General features: G+C 62.9%; 15 protein-coding genes. 1 reads left to right on the forward strand and 14 read right to left on the reverse strand.

Annotation, left to right across the window (positions count from 1 at the left end):
- Window positions 1-25: 25 nt before the first annotated feature.
- From J7E36_RS11495 to J7E36_RS11555, 13 genes are all read right to left on the reverse strand, one after another.
- The gene (locus tag J7E36_RS11495; protein WP_215002894.1) at window positions 26-2,479 is read right to left on the reverse strand and encodes an autotransporter outer membrane beta-barrel domain-containing protein; all 2,454 of its coding nucleotides are present in this window, start codon (window positions 2,477-2,479) and stop codon (window positions 26-28) included.
- A gap of 179 nt (window positions 2,480-2,658) precedes the next feature.
- A complete protein-coding gene (locus J7E36_RS11500) occupies window positions 2,659-3,459 on the reverse strand; it encodes an endonuclease/exonuclease/phosphatase family protein (protein WP_215002896.1) in 801 nt (266 codons plus the stop codon).
- Window positions 3,460-3,723: 264 nt separating this feature from the next.
- Window positions 3,724-4,488 (reverse strand): PIG-L deacetylase family protein, encoded by a 765-nt coding sequence (locus tag J7E36_RS11505; RefSeq protein ID WP_215002898.1) that lies wholly within the window; start codon window positions 4,486-4,488, stop codon window positions 3,724-3,726.
- Between the two features lie 253 nt (window positions 4,489-4,741).
- Complete coding sequence (gene glgX / locus J7E36_RS11510; protein ID WP_215002901.1) at window positions 4,742-6,901, reverse strand: glycogen debranching protein GlgX; 2,160 nt, start codon at window positions 6,899-6,901, stop codon at window positions 4,742-4,744.
- 225 nt (window positions 6,902-7,126) lie between these two features.
- Complete coding sequence (locus tag J7E36_RS11515; RefSeq protein ID WP_215002903.1) at window positions 7,127-7,456, reverse strand: DUF2934 domain-containing protein; 330 nt, start codon at window positions 7,454-7,456, stop codon at window positions 7,127-7,129.
- 18 nt (window positions 7,457-7,474) lie between these two features.
- Window positions 7,475-10,261, reverse strand: a complete 2,787-nt coding sequence (locus J7E36_RS11520; RefSeq protein ID WP_215002905.1) for a malto-oligosyltrehalose synthase — start codon at window positions 10,259-10,261, stop codon at window positions 7,475-7,477.
- Entirely contained in the window at window positions 10,258-12,336 is a 2,079-nt protein-coding gene (malQ, locus tag J7E36_RS11525) for a 4-alpha-glucanotransferase (protein WP_215002907.1), read from the reverse strand. Before malQ ends, J7E36_RS11520 begins: the two co-directional genes overlap by 4 nt.
- A complete protein-coding gene (gene treZ / locus J7E36_RS11530; RefSeq protein ID WP_215002909.1) occupies window positions 12,333-14,135 on the reverse strand; it encodes a malto-oligosyltrehalose trehalohydrolase in 1,803 nt (600 codons plus the stop codon). The genes malQ and treZ overlap by 4 nt, the downstream gene beginning before the upstream one ends.
- A 7-nt stretch (window positions 14,136-14,142) precedes the next feature.
- Window positions 14,143-15,714, reverse strand: a complete 1,572-nt coding sequence (glgA, locus tag J7E36_RS11535) for a glycogen synthase GlgA (protein WP_215002911.1) — start codon at window positions 15,712-15,714, stop codon at window positions 14,143-14,145.
- 653 nt (window positions 15,715-16,367) lie between these two features.
- On the reverse strand, window positions 16,368-17,330 hold the full coding sequence (locus tag J7E36_RS11540; RefSeq protein WP_215002913.1) for a D-2-hydroxyacid dehydrogenase family protein: 963 nt from the start codon (window positions 17,328-17,330) through the stop codon (window positions 16,368-16,370).
- Between the two features lie 11 nt (window positions 17,331-17,341).
- The gene (locus J7E36_RS11545; protein WP_215002915.1) at window positions 17,342-18,373 is read right to left on the reverse strand and encodes an alpha/beta fold hydrolase; all 1,032 of its coding nucleotides are present in this window, start codon (window positions 18,371-18,373) and stop codon (window positions 17,342-17,344) included.
- Between the two features lie 95 nt (window positions 18,374-18,468).
- The gene (locus tag J7E36_RS11550) at window positions 18,469-18,915 is read right to left on the reverse strand and encodes a DUF411 domain-containing protein (protein ID WP_215002917.1); all 447 of its coding nucleotides are present in this window, start codon (window positions 18,913-18,915) and stop codon (window positions 18,469-18,471) included.
- Between the two features lie 238 nt (window positions 18,916-19,153).
- Window positions 19,154-21,148, reverse strand: coding sequence for a methyl-accepting chemotaxis protein (locus tag J7E36_RS11555; RefSeq protein ID WP_215002919.1), 1,995 nt, complete (start codon window positions 21,146-21,148; stop codon window positions 19,154-19,156).
- 268 nt (window positions 21,149-21,416) lie between these two features.
- Between J7E36_RS11555 and J7E36_RS11560 the strand changes: the two genes are divergently transcribed.
- Complete coding sequence (locus tag J7E36_RS11560; protein ID WP_215002921.1) at window positions 21,417-21,605, forward strand: hypothetical protein; 189 nt, start codon at window positions 21,417-21,419, stop codon at window positions 21,603-21,605.
- A gap of 9 nt (window positions 21,606-21,614) precedes the next feature.
- Here the strand turns inward: J7E36_RS11560 and J7E36_RS11565 are convergent, their stop codons facing one another.
- Window positions 21,615-21,995: a fe2+ zn2+ uptake regulation protein gene (locus tag J7E36_RS11565; protein WP_215002923.1), complete on the reverse strand. Its 381-nt coding sequence runs from the start codon at window positions 21,993-21,995 to the stop codon at window positions 21,615-21,617.
- Window positions 21,996-22,096: the final 101 nt, after the last annotated feature.

Below are 22,096 nucleotides of genomic sequence, written 5' to 3' on the forward strand. Positions count from 1 at the left end.
TGGACGAAACCGTGCCAGAGATGGCCTACCAACTGATTCTCACGCCCAGGTTGCCCGCCACGCTGCGTTGCTGGTTGCTGTCGAGGTTGTTGCTGTAGTCAGCGGCGGCGTACACGCTGACCGCGGGCGCGAGGCTGACAATGACACCCACGCCCAGGTCGCCGGTGGATGCACGCTGTTGAGTCTCGACCCGGTCGCTGTTATCGAATGTCACCGCGTCGGTGCCGGAAAACGTGTGCCAGAGGTTGGCGCGCAGATACGGTTCCACCGGCAGGCCGCTGACCTGGTAGCGGCCCTTGAGGCGAGCCCCGACACGGCCGGTCCAGGCGCTGTCGGAGTCGAATTCGACCCGGGAGATCCCGTCGTCCTGGGTGTCCAGGGACACTTTTTGATGAATGATCTGGACTTGGGGTTCGAGCACCCAGTCGTTCGCCACGGCGAAGGGGTAGCCGGCTTCCGCCGAAAGCGTCAGCGCGTGCCCGCGATTATCGATTTTCAGGCCGCGCTCGGAACGGCTGTCGCCGTCCAGGCGCGTGCCCATCACGACGGCATCGACGTAGCCGCCGCTGGGATCGGTGAGCGTCCAGTACAGGCCATAGCTGTCACCATCGAGTTCGATCTTGCCGGCGCGTCGCCCTTGGAAACCGAGGTTGAAGCCATCGACATGGCCGTTCAATTCGGTATGGCCGACGAAAAAGCCGACGCGTTGTGTCTGCCCACCGGACATCGGCGCGCTGTACAGGTCGTTGCCCACCTGGAAGCCTTTGATCGACCCGTCCAAGCGCGGCGTGACCGTGCCGGCCCAGGTCTGGTCCAGGTCCTTGCCATAGACCCGGCCCCAACCCGCACCGAAGGCACCGTTCTCTGTGAGCAGGCGCTGGTCGCCTTGGCGGTCGTGGAAGGTGCCCAGGGCCATCAGCGTCAATTGCGCCGCCGCCGGCGGCAATACCGACCAGGTCGGCACTTCCGGGCGATACAACGGGATCGGCGCAGCGCCCTGGATGGGCACCGGCAAGGGCGGCAAGGGTGGCAGGGCGGGTGAGTTCGGCAGCGACGGAGCGGGGGGCGCCGCCAGCGGCCCGGCGACCACCGTCGAGCGCAGGTACCAGTTGTTCTCATTGCCAGTCACGCCACCCTTGAACAAGCGGTAATCGAACGCCCCCGCCGAGACCGATTGCGCCAGTGAAAACGCGTTGCTGTCACTGACCGCGCCGCCCTGGGCCTGGACCAGTTCGATGCCATCCTGGGTCGTCAAGCCGCCAGCACCGCCCAGGTTGGTAACTGCGATGGCGGTGCTGCCGGTAAGCGTCCCGCCATTGACCACCAGTTTGTCGCTGGGGGAACTGTCGGTGCCAAGCACCGTTTGCAGGCGCAGTTGACCGTTGCTACCGACGTAATTGCCTTGCACGGTGAGGCTGTCGTTGGTGCGCGTGTTATCGCGGGTGAGGTCAATGGTCCCGCTGTTGTTGAGCGTCACGAGCTGGCCGACGGTAAACGGGCTGATGCTGCCCTGGGTCGACGTCAAGACGCTGCTGCTGTCGATGTTCAGCACACCGGTGGCCGTGGCGGAGTCGCCCAATACCAGCGAGTCGCCGAGGTCCAGGCGCGATCCCTGGGCGAGGTTGACCGTTTCCCAGTTGACATAGCGGGCGCCAGTGCTGGAGGTCGTGGCCTCGAACGTCAGGCTGTCCTGGCCCAATCCACCGTTCAGGCTGGGGGTGGTGGCGAGCAGCGTTTCATCCAGGTTACGCAACAGCGCCGTATCCGTGCCATCGCCCATCAGGATGGCCGAGCGAATGATGCCGCCGCTCCATTGAAACTGGTCATCGCCGAAACTGGTGCGGACCTCGCCGACGATTTCGCCCCCGCTCACGGTCACGCTGTCGTTGCCGCCGCTGACACTGACGTTACCGCCGATGCGCCCGGCGGAGAGAATGATGGTGTCTTCGCCGAAGCCGGTCACCAGGTTGCCGAGAATCTGCCCGCCCGACATGTCGAAAACGTTGTCGTCGAGTTTCATGTCAACCCGACCAATCGTGCCGCCGGTCATGCGGGCCACGTCGCCGTCTTCGAACGCTCCGACGATGGTGCCCCCGGTCATCAGGAAGGTGTCCAGGCCATCACCCTGGGCCAGGGACTGGAGGCTGCCGCCGCGCATGACGAAATCATCGATGCCCGAACCTTGCTGGACCTCGCCGCCGATGGTGCCATTGGCGTTGATCTCGACGTAGTCGGTGCCCGCGCCGAAGGTGACGTCACCGGCTATGGCTCCGCTGCCATTGGCCGGCATCGTCAGGCGGTTGTTACCCGAAAGGTCTGTCAGCGCGGGGGCGCTGCCGCTGTCGCACACGTAGGCATCATCGCCGGCGGTGGGCGTCAGGGTGCAAGCCGCCAGGGCGGACGGGGCGTCGAGCAAGAAAAGGGTCGAAACCGATAAGGCGTTGAACAGCCGATTGAATCCGCGATCACGCAAGCTCATGTGCTTTCCCTCTGCATCAGCATCCGTTGAGTGCCGGTTTCAGCGTCGGTTGCACAACAGATGGCACACAGGGCCTGGCAACGCTCGCTGTATGGGAGGTGACCCTAACAACGAATAACGAGCGTCGCTACTGTCAGAACTTACAGGTGCCTGCGCAGCGCGGGGCGGGAAAACCCGGGTTACAGATGCACTTCCACCGACAGTGGCAGGTGATCGCTCAGGTGTGTCCATGGCTTGGTGCCGAGTATCTGCGGCGCGTGGCTGCTGGCGTTGCGCAGGTACACGCGGTCCAGGCGCAGCAACGGAAAGCGCGCCGGATACGTGCGGGCGGGGCGGCCGTGGTGGTGCTCGAAGGCTTCATGCAGGTAGCCACGGCGGGCAAGGGTGGTGTTGCCATGCAACTGCCAGTCGTTGAAGTCGCCGGCGATGATCACCGGGGCGTCTTCGGGCAGGGAATCGAGCAACTGGCAGAGCAGTTTCAACTGCAGTTGGCGATGGCTTTCCAGAAGGCTCAGGTGCACGCAGATCCCATGGACTTCGGCGTGGCCTGGTACGTCGAGCACGCAATGCAGCAAGCCGCGGCGTTCCGGGCCGGTGATGGACACGTCGAGGTTGCGGAACTGGCGGATCGGGTATTTGGACAGCAGTGCGTTGCCATGATGACCGTCGGGGTACACCGCATTGCGGCCGTAGGCGAAGTCGTTCCACATGCTGTCGGCGAGGAATTCGTACTGGGACGTTTGCGGCCAGTTGTCATAGCGCGTGGCGTGGCGGTCATGTTCGCCCAGCACTTCCTGCAGGAACACCAGGTCGGCGCCGGTGCTGCGCACCGCTTCGCGCAACTCGGGCAGAATGAAGCGACGGTTGAGGGCGGTAAAGCCCTTGTGCGTATTGACCGTCAGAATCCGCAGCCGGTGAACCGCCGCCGGCGTGTCCAACGGCAGGGTTTCGACGGCCCGCCAATCGGGATCTCGAGTCACGTTCACTCCTGAATCAGTCGTACCTGTTCATGCGACTGATGGGGAGCTTCGGCAGTTCCGGATTTTTCATGGGGCTTGTCATTGCCTGACCCACCGCTTTCGCGAGCAAGCCCGCTCCCACAGGGGATCTGTGGCGGGTCGAAGTTTTGGGTCATGCAGAAAACAGTGTGGGAGCGGGCTTGCTCGCGAAGGCGGCCTTACATCCAATAAAGATGCCGACTGACCCACCGCTGTCGCGAGCAGGCTTGTTCCCACCGGGGTACTTCAGATAAAGACAATCTCATACGGCATGCCCATGCGATCAAGGATAACCCGTGGGACCAGGGGTGCTATGCCGTTGGCGGGTTCGCCGTTGAGTTGACTGGCATAGGCGTACATGGCGTGGCGTTTGCGGGCGGTGGTCCAGACGTCGAGGCGCAGTTTGCGGGCCCGGTGCCAGGGGATTTTCTTCTGTTCGCGCACGGGCCAGTGCCAGGCCCAGATGGGCATTTCGTTGAATATGGCCCCGACGGCCTCCGCGGCCTGGGCCCCGGCGCGACCCACCGTGTCGTGGTCGCTGTCGCCGTCCTGGCGCCAGGTGCCGAACACCACGTCACCCGGTCGCAGATGTTGGCCAATGAAGACCGCCAGTTCGCCCTCATGTTCGGCCAGGACCGTTTCCGGAAAACCACCGCGCACCCATTGCAGGCCATGGGCGGGTATGCCCAGGCGGTGCAGGGCGTCGATGCTTTCCTGGGGGTGAGGGCGATGGGTGCGCAAGCGCTCATCGTTCCTCAGTGGCGAACCGGGGTGGCTGAGGGCGCCGTCGGTGACCGAAATCAACAACGTGGGCTGGTTCAGGTTGCTCAGCAGCTGGAGCAGGCCACCACAGGCTCCGACTTCATCGCCCGGATGCGGGGCAAGGATCACCGCGCGGGCGCCTGAAGGCACGAGCGTCTGGGTGCTGATAATGGGAATGTCGGCCAGTTGCGGTGCGCTGTTCCATATTTGCGGGTGCTGCCGGCTGTGCAGGCGAGAGGCGGGTTTCATGGGTGACGTCCTTGTTGTATTCAATCCTGCAGTCTTGCACCGGGCCTACTTACCCGATGGGCCCGTGCGGGCATGACTGCGATTCGCGGTGCTCCGAATCCTGGAATCTACCGCAAGCAAAGTATTGACCATGGCGGCCGATTCGTCGCGTGACATCTGCGTCTGAGCTGCATTTTTTTCTTTGGACTGGGCCGCATGAATAGGAGACCTGCGTCCATGCAGGCCTCTATCTTAAATGGTTTAGCGCCAGTTTTTAATCCTCTTCCTCACGGTGCAGCTCGAACAGCAGCAGCGAACGCCCGGTGACGGAATATTCGGCGTCGAAGTCGAAACGCTCCTGCCCGCGTACCGTCGGCTGGTTAGTGTCGACCATGCACGTCCAGAAACTGCCTTCCGGCACTTCCGGCAAGCGGAAATTGACGATGTCATGGTGGGCGTTGACCACCAACAACAACGTCGCATCGCCGCCTTTGCGTCGAATGCCGGTTTCCTGTGCGCGACCGTCCATCAACATGCCCAGGCAGCGGCCGTGACTGTCCTGCCACTGCTCGATGGTCATCTCGTTGCCGTCAGGGGCCAGCCAGGTCACGTCCTTGACGCCGATGTCCTCGTTGTAATTGCCCACAAGGAAGCGACCGCGCCGCAGGATCGGGTAGGTCAGGCGCAGCTTGATCAGGCGTTTGACGAACTTGAGCAGCGCCGCGCCGTCTTCGCTCAGGTCCCAGTTGACCCAACCGATCTCGCTGTCCTGGCAATAGGCATTATTGTTGCCGTGCTGGGTGCGGGCGAACTCGTCACCGGCGACGATCATCGGTGTGCCTTGGGCAAACAGCAGCGTCGCGAAGAAGTTGCGCATCTGCCGCTGGCGCAGCGCGTTGATCTCCGGGTCGTCGGTCGGGCCTTCGACGCCGTGGTTCCAGGACAGGTTGTTGCCGCTGCCGTCCTGGTTGTTTTCGTCGTTGGCTTCGTTGTGTTTGTCGTTGTATGACACCAGGTCATTGAGGGTAAAACCGTCATGCGCGGTCACGAAGTTCACCGAGGCGTAGGGGCGTCGGCCGCGCTGGTTGAACATCTCGCCGGAGGCGGTCATACGGCTCGCGAAGTCGGCCAACTGGCTGTCATCACCTTTCCAGAACGCACGCATGGTGTCGCGGAACTTGTCGTTCCATTCCATCCAGCCGGGTGGGAAGCCGCCCACTTGATAGCCACCGGGGCCGCAATCCCAAGGCTCTGCGATCATTTTCACCTGGCGCAGCACCGGGTCCTGCCGGCAGGCGACCAGGAAACTGTGGCGCTCGTCGAACCCGTCATGGTAACGGCCCAGGATGGTCGCCAGGTCGAAGCGGAACCCGTCGACATGCATTTCCGTGGCCCAGTAGCGCAGGGAGTCGGTGACCATCTGCAAGACGCACGGGTGGCTCAGGTCCAGGGTGTTGCCGGTGCCGGAGTCGTTGATGTAGTAGCGCTTGTCGTCGGGCATCAGCCGGTAGTACGAGGCGTTGTCGATGCCGCGCATGGACAGGGTCGGGCCTTGTTCGTTGCCTTCGGCGGTGTGGTTGTAGACCACGTCGAGGATGACTTCGAGGTTGGCTTCGTGCAGGTGCGCAACCATCTCCTTGAACTCGGCGATCTTGCCGCTGGCCAGGTAGCGCGGATCCGGGGCAAAGAAGGCAATGCTGTTGTAGCCCCAGTAGTTGGTCATGCCTTTTTGCAGCAGATGCTGGTCGTTGACAAAGGCGTGGATCGGCAACAGTTCCACCGATGACACACCCAGCTTGCGGATGTGCTCGAGCACGTCGTCGACCATCAACCCGGCGAAGGTGCCGCGCAGGTTCTCGGGCACCGAGGGGTGACGCATGCTGATGCCGCGCACATGGGTTTCATACAGGATGGTCTTGTCCCATGGCACGCTCACGCGGTGGTCGTGGCCCCAGGTATGCGCAGGGTCGATGACTTTGCACTTGGGCACGAACGGCGCGCTGTCGCGTTCATCGAAACTGAGGTCGCCGTCGGGGTGGCCGATGGTGTAGCCAAACAGGGCTTCGGACCATTTCAATTCACCGACCAGTTGCTTGGCATACGGGTCGATCAGCAGCTTGTTTGGATTGAAGCGATGGCCGTTCTCCGGGTCATAAGGGCCGTAGACCCGGTAGCCATAGATCATCCCCGGGTGGGCATCGGGCAGATAACCGTGGTAGATCTCGTCGGTGTACTCCGGCAACTCGATACGTTCGAGTTCGACCTCGCCGGTGTCATCGAAAATGCACAGTTCGACTTTGGTGGCGTTGGCTGAAAACAGCGCGAAATTGACCCCAAGGCCATCCCAGGTCGCACCGAGTGGAAAAGGCAGCCCTTCACGAATCCGCGAAGCCTCGATAACCGGCGGCGGCGTGGTTTTTTTTGGACGGGTCATAGTTGCTCCTGCAAAAGACAGATACGGTAAAGCGGGGGGATTAAAAGGTTGTGATTTACCTGACAGCGCGCCTGTAAGCGCCCGTGGCGAGGGGGGCTAGCGAAACGCCATACCACCCCGCTTGGCCGCGAAGCACCCGCGGATCCTGGGGCTGCTGCGCAGCCCAGCGGGAGCAAGCTCCCTCGCCACGGTGTACACCAGCAAGGAAGTTGCGTGGCCCAATGATCAAACCGCCGGTGGCTTGCGTACGGCCCGTGGTTTCTTGTCGGCGGGCTTTTCAACCGCCGAGTTCGCCGCTGCCGGCTTTGCCTTGGGGACGGCGCTTTTTGCGGCCGGCTTGGCCGCAGCGTTCTTCGGCGCGGCAGGCTTGGTGCCGTCAGCCTTGGCGGCGGCCTTGCTGGCCGTTGCCTTGGCCGGTTTGCTCGGTGCCAGGGCTTCGGCTTCAGCCAGTTTGCGCGCCATCTCCCAGTGGCGCTCCTCGTGCCCGGTAGGCTTACCCTCGGACTCCCAGATCTGATAGGCGAATTCTCGAATGCGTTTATCGTCGGTACTCATCGCAGTGCTCCTGACAACTCAAGATTGGATAAAGACATTGACCGGGAAATCCCCCAGCGCGGCGCTGACCAGCAGCTCCCTTTGAGGTGTGACTGCTGCGCTTGCAAAAAGTCCCTTCAGTTTTCCTTCCTGGCTGGTGAACGGTAGCGAGACGCGGGTATCGCCCCACGCCGAAGCGGCCACCATTGGCTGCGCACCGTTTTCCAGCAGGCGCGCCGCCCGGATCGGTACCACGATGACCGCCCGTTGCTGCTCATGTTCGCGCATGAACGCCAGCACCCGATGGGCCTGTTCACCGACCACCTCCAGGGGCTGATAGCAACCTTTCTGGAACAACTGTGGACACTGGGCGCGCATGGCCAGCGTCTTGGCGATCAATGCCTGCTTGATCCGACCACTGCGCCAATTCTCCAGCAACGCTGCCGGGGGGCTGTCGGCCTGCAACGCCTCGCGACGCGCGTCGAAGTCCACCGGGCGACGGTTGTCCGGATCCACCAGGCTGAAATCCCAGAACTCGTTGCCCTGGTACAGGTCCGGCACACCGGGCACGGTCATGCGCAGCAAAGTTTGCGCCAGGCTGTTCAAGGCGCCCGCCGGGGCGATGGCCTGGACCGCTTCGGCGATGGCGCTGCGCAATGGCAGTCCTTCCTCGCCCAGCAACAGGCGTTCGAGGAACATTTGGGTGGCTTGCTCATAGGCTTCGTTGACCGCCGCCCAGCTGCTTTGCAGCTTGGCTTCGCGCAGGGCTTTGCGCTGCCACTGCCACAGGCGCTCGTTGTACTCGGCCAAGGCCCTGTGGTCCTGAATGTCCAGGTCCAGCGGCCAACTCCCCAACAACGCCTTGTACAGGATCAGTTCATCACCAGGCGACGGCGCCGCGGGGTCGCTGTGCAGCGAGGGCGAGAGGATGCGCCACTGCTCGACGCAGCCGGTGTACCACTCAGCCCGCTCACTGAGCACCGCCAACCTGGCCCGGCTGTCTTCGCCACGTTTGTGGTCGTGGGTGGCGGTGGTCAGCAGGTTGTCCGGGAAATGCTCCAGTCGTTCAATGCAAGCCTGGTGGAACTCCTGCGGCGGGGCGCTGAAACGCTCGGTGTTGTAGCCCACGTCATTACGTGACAACAGCACCGCCGAGCGGTACAGCGCGGTGTCTTCCACGGCTTTGGCCGCGGCTGGCGAAGTCAGTTGCTGGAAGCGCACGCACGCATGGCGCAGGCGTTTGCGCTGGGGGCCAGGTGGACGTTGTCGCCAAGGCATGCCGCCGAGCCACTCGGCCAGGCTGTCGAGCACCGGCCAGTCGGCCTCACTGAGGGTCTGGCGCGCGCCTTCCAGCGCCTGGTTGAAAAACACCTGGTCTTCGGCGGAGCGGCCCAAGGGGTTGATGTAGGTGCGGTACACCGGAAAATGCACGATCAACTCCTGCAAGGCCCGACGGATCGCGCCCAGGGTCAGGTCGCGGGTCATCACGTCGTCCCTGGCCACTTGCAGCAGGGCCTGGGCGACGCTTTCGAAATCCCCGGCCAGGGAGCCGTTGAGGACCTGCTGGCGAGCGAGGCGGGCCTCTTCGATGAAGTGCGCGGGGCGCTCGCTCTGCTGACTCCAGAACTCGGCGAGCGGTTCGGCACCGGCCGGGTCATGTTGCAGCAGCGAGATCTGGTTCATGAACTCATAACCGGTGCTGCCGTCGATGTTCCAGTCCAGACGCAGGGTCTCGCCCTCGCCGAGGATCTTTTCGATGAAAATCGGCAGGTGACGCCCTGGCGAAAGCGCATCGAGGCGCCTGCGCAGCTTGCGACTGTATCCGCGCGGATCGGCGAGCCCGTCGATGTGGTCGATGCGCAGCCCGTCCACCAGTCCTTCCTCGACCAGCTCGAAGATCTTCGCGTGGGTGGCTTCGAACACGGCCGGGCGTTCGACTCGCAGGCCACCAAGTTCGTTGACATCGAAAAACCGCCGCCAGTTGATGTCGTCTGCAGCCGTGCGCCAGCTCGCAAGCCGGTAGCTCTGGCGTTCGAGCAACTGATGCAGGCGCGCGAAACCCTCGGCTTGCGTGGAGTCGTAACGGCGCACGTTGTCCTCGATGGCGGCGAGGAGGGCGGGTTGTGTGGCCAGTTCGCGCAGTTCGCCTTGTAGCGGACGGGCGAGTGCGTGGGCGTCGGTCTGGTAGTTCAAGGTGGTGAAGCGCTCAGCCAGGCCCTTGAGCGTTTCGGCAAGCTCCGCTGGGAGTTCTTCAGCGGGCTTGAGCAGCTCGCCATAGTGCATCGGGCAGATGGGGAAGTGATGCTCGTAGTGCTCGACGTAAAAGCTGCCTTGCGCGGCGTTGAAACGCAGTTGCAACGTGCCTTCCTGCAACGCCACGCCGTAGTCGCTGCCGAGGAACGGCAGCAGCAACTGGCCTTCCATCAACGGGTCGGGGGAGTGCCACTGGATGTCGAAGAACTCGCCGTAAGGGCTCAAGCGTCCCCATTCCAGCAAGTCGAGCCACCAGGGGTTGTCATGGCCGCCGACGGCCATGTGATTGGACACGATGTCGAGGATCAGTCCCATCCGATGCTCGCGCAGGGTCGCCACCAGGCGCCGCAGGGCGTCTTCGCCGCCCAGCTCCGGGTTGACCAGGGTCGGATCGACCACGTCATAGCCGTGCATGGAGCCGGCGCGGGCCTTGAGCAGCGGGGACGCATAGATGTGGCTGATGCCCAGCGCCGCGAAATAGGACACATGCGGTATGGCATCGTCCAGGGTGAAGCCTTTATGAAATTGCAGGCGAAGCGTCGCCCGCAAAGGTTGGATTGTCGGTTCGTTCATTGGTCACGCTCGTTCGCCTGGAGTCGTGCGCAGGCGAGTATTTCCAGACGCCGGGCGGCGTCCGGGTGTTCCAGCAACGCCTGGCTTTCGTGAGTCAGGCGGCGCCGCCAATTGGGGTGGGTGTCGATGGTGCCGGGCAGGTTGGCCTGCTCTTCGATGCCCAGGGCATCTTCGAGCGGCAGCAGTACCAGCGGCGCACGGGTGTGGCCGAGGAAGCGCACGCTGGCATCCAGTACCTGATCGGTTTCACGTTGTTCTTCAAGAAAGTTCTGCGGATCCTGGTTCAACACGCTGCGCAGGCCCTCGCGTTCGCGCTCGCGGTGTTTGCGCCAGTCCATTTCGGTGTGGGAATCGATCAGGTCGAGCCGGGCATTCCAGTCGATGTCGTGACCGTGCCACCAGCCATTGAGCGTCGGCAAGTCATGGGTGCTGGTGGTTGCCAGGGCATTGTCCGGCCAGTCGAGAATAGGCTTGAAGTGGGTGTTGTCCTGTTCGAACAACAGCACGCGCATACCGAGGATCGAGCGGGCGATGAGCTTTTCCCGCAGACCCTCCGGCACGGTGCCGAGGTCTTCGCCGAGCACGATGGCTTGATGACGATGAGACTCCAGCGCGAGCAATCGCAGCAGGTCGTCGACGGGGTAATACAGGTAGGCGCCGTCCGAAGGCGGCGCATCGTTGGGAATCACCCAGAGGCGTTGCAGGCCCATGACGTGGTCGATGCGCAGGCCACCGGCGTGGGCGAAGTTGGCCCGCAGCATCTCGATGAATGCGCGAAAGCCGTTACGCACCAAGCCTTCGGGAGAAAACGCCGAGATCCCCCAGCCTTGGCCGGAGCGATTGAGAATGTCCGGCGGTGCGCCCACCGTCAGCGACGCAAGCAGTTCATCCTGACGGCTCCAGGCCTGGCTGCCGGCACCATCGGCGCCCACCGCGAGGTCGGCGATCAGGCCGATGCCCATGCCGCTGGATTTGGCCGCACTCTGGGCGCGCTCCAGGCACCGCGCAATCAGCCACTGGCAAAAGGCGTAGAAGCCGATCTCGTCAGCGTTTTCTTCGGCAAAATACGCCAGGACCGCGCTGCGCGGGTTGCGCCATTCTTCCGGCCACTGTCGCCAGTCGAGGCTTTCGCCCCGGGCGGCACGTTCGGCCTGCAAGGCTTCGAAGCGGCAATGGTTTTCCAGGGCTTCGCCGCTGCTGTGACGGAAGCTGCTGAAGTCTTCATGCAAGGGGTGTTCGCCCTGGCTGAAACCCTCGTACAGGGCGCGCAGGACTTTCTGCTTGGCCTCGGCCGCTACCGGCCAGTCGACCAGCGGCTGTTCCTCCAGCATGCGCAGTTGATTGGTCAGGCCCGTGGCATCGATGGCGGTACGCAGGGCGCGCTCACCGAGGATAGTCCCGGGCGCTGCGTACAGGCTGTTGAGAAACAGCCGGCTGGACGGTGAATAAGGGCTGTAGCGGCCGGTATCGCTGCTGAACATCGCGTGCATCGGGCTGATGGCAATGGCCTCTGCACCGCGCTCGCCGGCCACCCGTGCCAGTTCTTCCAAGGCCTGGGTGTCGCCGAAACCGCCGTCGCCGGGGCGCCGCAGGGCATACAGCTGCGCGCTCAGGCCCCAGGCCCGTGGCGTCTTGTTATCCACCGCATCAGCGACGCTGTAGCAACGCGCCGGCGCGACCGCCAGCGTGAAGTGCTGCCCCTCGATGCTGACGTGCTGGTAACCCACCGCCAACAAACCTGGCAGCTTGGCATCGGCGTCGAGCTTCAGGTTGAGTATCGCGCCGTCCTCCTGGCGGATTTCGCAGGGGGTGCCGGCTTCGAAGTGGCGGCTCAAATCCACGCTGGCACCGACGTCGGCGGTGAGCAACGGTGGCAATTGATGATTCTGTTGTTCCTGCTGCAACTGCAGCAGGCTGGCGTCGATTTCCTGGGCCGTGCCGGCGGGGTGTCCGAGGCCGGTGAGGACCGAGCGCAAGACCGCCGGCGAGACCTTCTGGGCCCTGCCATTGGCATCGATCCAATCCACCGCCAGGCCCGCTCGGCCAGCGAGAATTTCCAGTTGCGCATCGCTCATGGGCGCTCTCCAGTGATAGGGGGCAAGGTTGTCGCTTGCGTCAGACTGACCAGCGCGCTATAGGGCGCGAGTACGCCCTGTTTCAACAGACCCATGGCTTGAGGCGGATGTTCGAAAAGAATGCGCGGTTCTTCGGCGACGGTATGCGTCACCGGTTCGGCGCTGAGGTTGAGGTCGATGCGCAGCACGCTGCCATCGCCCAGTTGCCAACGCGCGCAGACCGCGCCGAAGCCGAGCACTTCGGTGTCGAGGAAATGCGCGCCGGGCAAGCGCGGGACGATTTCCTCGCGGCGGATTTTCAACAGACGGCGGTACAGCGTCTCGTTGACCAGTTGCTCCGGTTGCCGGGCTTCCAGGTTCGGGCGTGATGTTTCGAACGTAGGGGCCGCGTTGGGATCGGGAATCCGTTCGCGTTTTTCCGGGTCGTTAAAAGCGCTGAAGGCCTTGAATTCGTTACGCCGACCTTCACGTACCAGCTCCGCCAGCTCGCCGTGGTGGCTGGTGAAAAACAGGAACGGCTGTTCTGCAATGACCTCGTCGCCCATGAACAGCAGCGGAATCATTGGCGAGAGCAACAGCAGGGCGGTTGCGGCTTGCAGCGCCTGGGGCGGGGCCAGTTGATGCAGACGTTCACCCAGCGCACGGTTGCCGATCTGGTCATGGTTTTGCAGGAACAGCACGAACGCGCTGGGCGGCAGGTGGCCACTGGGTTCGCCGCGGGATTCGCCGTGGCGGTTGGTGTGGCCCTGGAACACGAAGCCCTGGCTCAGGCAGCGGGCCAGTTGTTCGGTCGGTTGCTCGGCGTAGTCGGCGTAATAGGCGTCGGTCTCGCCGGTGAGCAGGACGTGCAGCGCATTGTGGCCGTCGTCATTCCATTGGGCATCGTAGCCTTGCTCCAGCAGGCTGGCCTGGTTGTGTTCGTTTTCCACGTTCAGCCAGACATGCCGAGTCGGGTCGACCTGTTCGCGCACCCTGGCTGCCAGTTCCTGGAGAAAGTCCGGGTCTTCGATGGCGTGCACGGCATCCAGCCGCAAGCCGTCGAAGCGGTATTCCAGCAACCACATCAGCGCGTTGTCGATGAAGAAATCCCGCACCTCGCGGCGGCGAAAATCGATGGCCGCACCCCAGGGGGTGTGCTTGTCCTCGCGGAAAAAGCCCTTGGCGTAGCGGTGCAGGTAGTTGCCGTCTGGGCCGAAGTGGTTGTAGACCACATCCAGGATCACTGCCAAACCATGGCCGTGGGCGCTATCGATCAGGTGCTTGAGTTGCTCCGGCGTGCCGTAGGAGGCCTGCGGTGCGTAGGGCAGGACGCCGTCATAGCCCCAGTTGCGGTCACCGGGAAACTGCGCCAGCGGCATCAGTTCAATGGCGGTGACCCCCAGTCCGGCCAGGTGAGCGAGGTGCTGTTCGACGCCTTCGAAGCCGCCGAGGGCGCCCACGTGCAGTTCGTAGATGACGGCTTCGTACCAGGGCCGACCGGACCAATGGGTGTGCCGCCATTGATAGGCGTGGGGATCGACCACCACGCTGTGGCGGTCGATGTCGCCGGCTTGGGCGCGGGAGGCCGGGTCCGGCACCTCCAGTTCACCGTCGATGTTGTAGCGGTAGCCGGTGCCGGCGGGACAGCGGGTCTGGATCATGAACCAGCCATCAGGCTGGGGCAGGAGCGGTATTGACTCTCCGGTGTCGAGCTCGACACTGACAAAAAATGCATCAGGGGCCCAGAGGGCGAAGCGGGTGTGCTCGGCATCGAGCATGACCGCACCATGGGTCCATGTATCAGGCGTCCTTGACGACATCGTTACCTCATTGTCTGGCCGATTTACCCAGTGATTTAGCCACCAGTTGTTCGTAGAGCTCGGCGTAGGGTTCTACCGCCTGGCTCCAGTTGAAAGGCGCCGACATCGCCCGGCACCGCATGGCGTTGAGCAGTTCAGGGAATTCGAAGACCTTGAAGGCCCGGGCGAGGGCTTGTTTGTAGCTGTCGACGGTGGACTCATCGAACAGGAACCCGGTGACGCCATCTTCGATGGTGTCTGCAAGCCCGCCGGTATTGCGAGCCACCGGCAGCGAGCCGAAGCGTTGGGCGTACATCTGGCTCAAGCCGCAGGGCTCGTAGCGCGAGGGCATCAGCAGGAAGTCGCTGCCGGCGAACATGCGCCGTGCATCGGTTTCATTGAAGCCAATGCGCACGCCGACCCGCCCCGGGAAGCGCAGGGCCAGTTCGCGCATGGCTTGTTCTTCCTCCGGTTCGCCACGGCCGATGATGGCAATCTGGCCGCCCGACTCGACGATGAATTCGGTGACCGCTTCGGTCAGGTCCAGACCTTTCTGGTAGACCAGGCGTGAGACCACGGCGAACAGCGGTCCGCTGGAGTCGTCCAGGCCGAACAGGTTGCGCACATGGTTGGCATTGACCGCCTTGCCGTTCCAGTCACCGATGGCAAATTTGCAGAACAGGTGCGAATCGGTCGCTGCATCCCAGCTTTCATCGATGCCATTGGGAATACCGCTGAGCAGGCCTTGCTGGGTCTTGGCTGCCAGGAAGCCATCGAGCCCGCAACCAAACGTGGGCGTGGTGATCTCCTGGGCATAGGTGGCGCTGACGGTGGTGATGTGGCTGGAGTAGGCCATGCCGGCCTTGAGGAACGACAGTTTGCCGTAGAATTCCATGCCTTCCTGTTGCAAGGCGTGTTCGGGGATGCCCAGTTCCGGGCAGCACGCCAGGCTCACTACACCCTGGTACGCCAGGTTGTGAATGGTGAACAGGGTCGGCGTGCGTTGGCCGCGCCAATGCATATAGGCCGGCGCCAGCCCGGCCGGCCAGTCATGGGCGTGGACCAGGTCGGGGCACCAGTGGATCTGGGCGAGGTTGGCGGCGATGTCAGCGGCGGCCAGGCCCAGGCGGGCGAAGCGAATATGGTTGTCCGGCCAGTCGCGACCGTTGTTGGCGCCATAGGGCGAGCCTTCGCGGGCATACAGCTCGGGGCAGATCAGGACGTAGATGACCAGGCCGTCGGCCATGTCCATGCGACCGATCTTGCACGGCGGTAGCGCGGCGTGGCCGCCGAGTTCGCCAATGATGTGGATTGGATTGCCGCTGTTCATCACCTGCGGATAGCCAGGAATCAATACCCGGACATCATGCAGCCCGGCCATGGCCCGTGGCAGTGCCGAGGACACGTCTCCCAGGCCGCCGGTCTTGACCAGGTCGGCGATTTCCGACGTGACGAACAGGACCTTCTTGCGATTGGGATTCTGTCGAACGACGGGAAGCAGTGCCTTGCCGCCGGTGGCCAGCACCGGAGCCGTCGGCGACTCGGCCGCCGGCGGTAATTGAGAACGGACCTGTTGTGGTTCCAAGGCAGCACTGATCATAACTCTCTCCTGTGTTTCTCGATCTGTTTCCGGCAAGCGCCAGAGCTGTTGTTTCATTGGCCGAATCCTGCGGCCAGGCGCACAAGCGCTACGCAAGGAAAGCAAAGCGCTGCCCAATGCGGCGAAGCGAATCAGGTGGGAGGGCCGTTGCAAGGACTGCACCAGCCACTGTTGCCCTTCCTTTAACCTGACCCGTCGCCGTTGCGAAAAGTTTCGACTTTTTTTCGTCTGGATGACCGGTCGGTAAAACCCCCGGTTCGCGAGTCTAGGTCAGAAGCTAGAGCGCTGCGGTGCGCTTCGTCGAATTGTCGGACAATCACGTTTTTTGACGGCAATGTCTTACAAAACAGCGGGGAACACCCGCCGACGAAATGCACTTCACTGAAATGAAAAGTGTGTAAGGGGAGCAGGTGTTTTATCCAGGCGCGCGATTGGATGGCGCGGCGCACCTTTTTAGGGCGTGCTGGCTAGAGGCGTTTTGATGGCCCTGGCCGGTACCGCATCACGTGTGGGAGCGGGCTTGCTCGCGAAAGCAGCGTGTCTGCGGGCATTAATATTGGCTGTGCTGACGCCTTCGCGGGCAAGCCCGGCTCCCACAGGGGTTGCGGTGATTTTGATGGCGGTTACATGCCCGGGATCATTGTGTGGTCAGGTCAGGCCGTCGGGGTCAGCAGGCGGATCGGTTTGCCGGCGGCCCAGGCTTGCAGGTCTTCAATCATCTGGGAATAGAACCGCTGGTAGTTCTGCCGGGTGACGTAGCCGATGTGAGGCGTGGCGAGGACGTTTTCCAGGGTGCGCAAGGGATGGTCGCAGGGCAGGGGTTCCTGGGCGAATACGTCGAGGGCCGCGCCGCCCAGGCGTTTGTGCCGGAGGGCGTCGATCAGCGCGGTTTCGTCGACGATCGGCCCCCGAGCGGTGTTGACCAGTAGCGCTTCGGGCTTCATCCAGCCCAGCGCCTGGGCATCCACCAGGCCGCGGTTGCGCTCGCTGAGCACCACATGGATAGACAGGATGTCGGCCTGCTCGAACAGCGCCTGCTTGTTCACATAGGTCACGCCCGCCTCGGCGGCGCGTTCGGCCGTGAGGTTCTCGCTCCAGGCGATCACCCGCATACCGAACGCCTGGCCGAACTGCGCCACCCGCGTGCCGATGCTGCCCAGACCGAGAATCCCCAGCGTCTTGCCGTGCAGGTCGCCACCCAACCCTTGTTGCCACATTCCGGCGCGCAAGGCGTTGGCCTCCTGCACCAGGTTGCGGGTCAGGGCCATGATCAGCGCCCAGGTCAGCTCGGGCGCCGCGTGCTTGTAGCTCTCGGTGCCACAGACCTGGATGCCCAGTTCGGTGGCAGCTTGAAGATCAAGGGCGGCGTTGCGCATGCCACCGGTGAGCAACAGCTTGAGATTGGGCAGGCGCCGCAGCAGGCCCTCGTCGAATACCGTGCGCTCACGCATCACGCAGATGACGTCGAAGTGCTGCAAACGCTCGCCGAGGGTGTCGCGGTCGGCGGGGTAGTCATGAACAAAGGTTACCGGACCGACGCTGTCCAGCACCGACCAGTCGACCACGTCCCGCGCCACGTCTTGCCAATCGTCGATGACTGCTATTTGCACCGCCATGGAACACCTCGTCAGGGAATGGGCCTGTCCAGCCAGCCGAGCAAGGCCTGGTGAAACTGCTCCGGCTCTTCCATCTGCGGCGCGTGCCCCAGATTGGGGAACTCCACCAGCGTTGAGCGCGGGATCAGCTGCGCGACCTGTTTGCCAAGTACTTCGTAATGGCCCAGCCTGGCTTTCACGGCGGGCGGCGCGATGTCGCTGCCAATGGCCGTGGTGTCGGCGGTCCCGATCAGCAGCAGGGTCGGCACGCTCAGGTCCTTGAACTCGTAATAGACCGGCTGGGTGAAGATCATGTCGTAGATCAGCGCCGAGTTCCACGCCACTTGCGTATGCCCCGGGCCTTTGTTCAGGCCCGCCAGCATGTCCACCCAACGTTCGAACTCAGGCTTCCAGCGGCCACCGTAATAAGTCTTGCGCTCGTAGTCGCGAATCCCGTCGGCGCTGAGTTTCAGTTCACGCTCGTACCACTGGTCCACCGTGCGATAGGGCACGCCGAGGGCTTTCCAGTCTTCCAGGCCAATAGGATTGACCAGCCCCAGGCGCTCGACCTGATCAGGGAATTGCAGCGCATAACGGGTGGCGAGCATGCCGCCGGTGGAGTGGCCGAGCACGATGGCTTTCTGTACACCGAGGGCCTTGAGCAGGGCCTGGGTGTTGCTCGCCAGCTGCTGGAAACTGTATTGGTAGTGGTCGGGTTTGCTCGAGGTGCAGAAACCGATCTGGTCCGGCGCGATTACCCGGTAACCGTGCTCGCTGAGGGTCTTGATCGAGTCGCCCCAGGTGGCGGCGCAGAAATTCTTGCCGTGCATCAGCAGCACCGTGCGCCCATTGGCCTTGCCTTGGGCCGGCACGTCCATGTAGCCCATCTGCAAGGATTTACCCTGGGACTGGAAGGCGAAGTGCTTGAGGGTGTAGGGGTATTCGAACCCCTCCAGTTGCGCACCATAGGCCGGGCCATCGATTGAATTGGCGGCCTGGGCGAACCAGGGCAGGGCGGCGATCAGGAACAGGCTGGGCAGCCAACGGGCGGTGGAATGGGACATGGTCAATCTCCTTGGGACCGCCGCCGATCCTGGCGGGCTCCGATTATGGCGACATTAACCACAGGCAACCGAACCGCCCGAACGTTCAAACCACCTTAGTGGGCGGGGTAATCCGCGACGACGGTTTGCGTCCCGTCTTTTTTCAGGCCAATCACTTGATAAGCGTCGCTCATGCCGTCCATTTCCATGCCCGGCGAACCCATGGGCATGCCCGGCGCGGCGACCCCAAGCAGGTCATCGCGCTTGCTCAGCGCCAGCACCTGATCGGCCGGGACATGGCCTTCGACGAACTTGCCGTTGATCTCGGCGGTGTGGCAGGAGCGCAGGTTGGGCGCCACGCCCAGGCGTTGCTTGACTGAGCTCATGTCGGCCTCGATGTGGTCATTGACCTTGAAACCGTTCTCTTGCAGGTGCGAGATCCATTTTTTGCAGCAACCGCAATTGGCATCGCGGTGCACGTCGATGGTGGCTGGCTCGACGGCCTGGGCCAGGGTGGTCAGGAACAGCGCGCTCAGGGCGAGCAGGTGCAGGGGCTTGGCCATGGAAGGGCTCTCTGTCGAACGATTGGGCGGGAGGATAGCAGAGTAGCGAGGGGCAACTGACAGGAGGCTGAGGCGGGGATTACAGAATTGTCAGGTGGCAAATGAGCACACGAGCGACGCTGGTGCCGCTGGCCCCTTGTGGGAGCGAGCAGGCTCGCTCCCACAGGGATTGTGCGGCGGATATGGGATTTCATATTCGCCCACAACATTTTATGGCGGTGGCGTATGGCAGTAGTGCTTAGCGCACCTTGAACCGGCTCATGATTGCGTTCACCCGGCTGTTGGCGTCCAACAGCTGGCGGGTGTTGTTTTCGCTGGCGAGGCCGCTTTCCACCAGTTCCTCCACCATGTGGCGAATCTGCACCATGCTGCGATTGATTTCTTCGGTTACGGCGCTCTGCTGCTCGGCAGCGGTGGCGATCTGGGTGCTCAGGCTGTTGATCTGGCTGACGGAGCCGGCCATTTCGTCCAGGCCCGAGTTGACGCGCGAGGTCGCATCGGCGGCCGACTGGCAACTGGCCTGGGTGTTTTCCATGGCGGCCACCGACGAACTCACGCCTTGGGTCAGGCGGGTCAGCATTTCGTTGATTTCCGAGGTGCTGGCCTGGGTGCGGGCGGCGAGGGCGCGAACCTCGTCGGCGACCACGGCGAAACCGCGGCCCTGCTCACCGGCACGGGCGGCCTCGATGGCTGCGTTGAGGGCCAGCAGGTTGGTCTGTCCGGCGATGGCGCCGATCACGCCAAGAATCTCGGTGATGCGCTGGGCGTCCTGCTGCATGCTTTCGACCTTGCGGGTGGCACTGGACACCTCATCGATCAGCGCCACAACGCTGTTGGACGCCTCGCCAACCACCACGCGAGAGCGATCGGCATGCTCGTTGGCGCGCTGGGTGAATGCCGCGGTCTCGGCGGCATTCTGCGCCACGCTTTCGGCCGTAGAGCTCATCTCGGTGATGGCCGTCACGGTCTGGTCGGTTTCCGAGGCATGGCGCATCAGGATCTCGCTGGTGTGCGCCGAGGTCCGTTGCAGGTTCTCCAGGCTCGAGGCCATGGCGCCCGTGGCCTGGGTGACTTCGCCGATCATGTTCTGCAAGTAGGCGATGAAGCTGTTGACCGAATGACCGATGGCGCCCAGTTCATCTTCGGCGCGGATGGTGATGCGCCGGGTCAGGTCGGCATCGCCGGCGGACAAGGCGTCGATGTTGCCCTTGAGAATCCTCATGCGGTTGGTCAACTGACGGATCGCGTACAGCTGCATCAACACCAGCAGAATCACCATCGGAATTTGCAGCAGGCTCAGCGTGTTCAGCACGTCGTCGCGCTGGGCTGTGATCAGGCGGGTAGGCAATGCTGTCGCCAGGAACCACGGAGAACCTTCGATGGGCCGCATGAAAAACGTGCTGGCCTCACCTTTATTGTCGAACTCGACCCGTTGCAGCGGTTGGTCACGGTGGGCCAGGCCAGCCTGGACCTGAGCGGCGAAGGGCGACGAGGCCGCCAGTTCGCTGATGTTCTTCAGCACGATCGGCCCGCTGATGCGGGTACTGTTGCTGATGATCTTGCCGTCGCCTTCGACGATCAGCATCTCTGCGCTCAGGTCGGCTTCTTTGCGCGCGATCAGGTCGTTGAAGAAACCCAGGGTCACGTCAATGGTCGATACGCCGTACGGCACGCCATTTTTCTGGATGGCCATGGCGCAGTTGGTGCGCGGCTCGGCACTGGCATCGTCTTTATACGCGGCAGCCCAGGCGCATTTGCCGGGCGGGGTGGCCATGCCGCCCTTGTGCCAGGGTTGTTCGTAATAGTTCGGTGCGGCGTCGCTGTTCCAGAACGTGTTGACCGCCAGTTTGCCGGAAGCATCGCGGTGCCAGAACGTGCTGAACTTGCTGCGGCCCTCGGCGCGCTGGTTAGGCAGCGGCCAGATGCCGCCGCCGAAGACTTTCAGCTCGCCATACTGATCGACCAGTCCGGGCAGCACTTTGTCGATGGCATCGCTGTCGAGCAGCGGGATGGTCTGGGTGATGCTGCGTTGCTGTGCCTGCACTTTGTTCAGCTCGCCCTGGATCTGCACCGCCACCTCGGCGATACGGTTGAGTACCACTTGTTCCTCGGTATGGCGCAGTTTGGGCGCGACCAGGTAACTGATGCCCACGACCGTCAGGATGGACAGCACCAGGATAAATAGAACCAGGAACAGCGTGTAGCGAGCCTGAATCGTTCGGAATGCGGGCATGTGGGTGGTTCCTTGCAGGAAGGCGTCTTTCGGGAGTCGTTGGAATAAGCGTACCAATTACTATCGGCAAGTCCCTGCGGAGCTTGAATGCCGTATATCGACGGCGGTGCCGTCAAGTGCAGGAGATGATCGTGGACAGGTCGCTGCGATGGTCGAACCGGCACCCTGGCTGTAACATGGCGGCGCCCGTGCGCTGCGCGTCATGGCCCGACCCGGTGTCAAGACGGTTGCCTCCGGATACAGAACGGCAACATTCAGGAAATTGACAATGACTCATTCACAACGCTTGAAATACTCCGTCCTGATCGTCCTCGTTGTCCTGGCGATCATGCTGGGACTGTCCTGGATGCAGGGCAAGGGGATGATCAGCGAGCAGCTTTTTCAATACATCGCGATTGCCGTGGCAGTCATCGTCGTGGTGCTCAACGGGGTGATGCGGCGCAAGGTCAAGCCCTGACGCCGGGCGTCATTCGCCCGCTTCAATGACCGCCATTGCCGTGGGGTGCAAGCGATAACGCTTGTCGGCATCGAGCACGACGACCCCCTCGCTGCACAGGCGCTTCAAGACTTCGCGTACGCTGAGGAAGGACGACGGAATGTCCAGTCCCAGCAACTGGCTGTGGACGTCCCGCACACCCAGGCACTGATTCTCGCCAGCGGCCTTGAGCAAGGCATCGATGACTTTGAGGCGGATCAGGCTGGTCCTGAGCCCGAAGCTCTTGAGCAGGCGCCGGATGTGTTCATTGCCGCCTCGCTCGGTGGGCCTGCCGAACGCGATGTGGGAGCCGCCCAGGGAGACGCCGGTCGACCGCGGCTTGCCCTCCACGAACCGTTGCGCGTTACGCATGCAAAAACTCCTTATCAGCCTGATCAGCAAAGGTCACGGATACTCTCCTGTAGCGGGACGAGCGAGGGTGGGCATCATGAAGGTGCCGATGTGAAAAATTT

The organism is Pseudomonas fluorescens (assembly GCF_018614775.1).
GTDB classification, from domain to species: Bacteria; Pseudomonadota; Gammaproteobacteria; order Pseudomonadales; family Pseudomonadaceae; genus Aquipseudomonas; species Aquipseudomonas fluorescens_BY.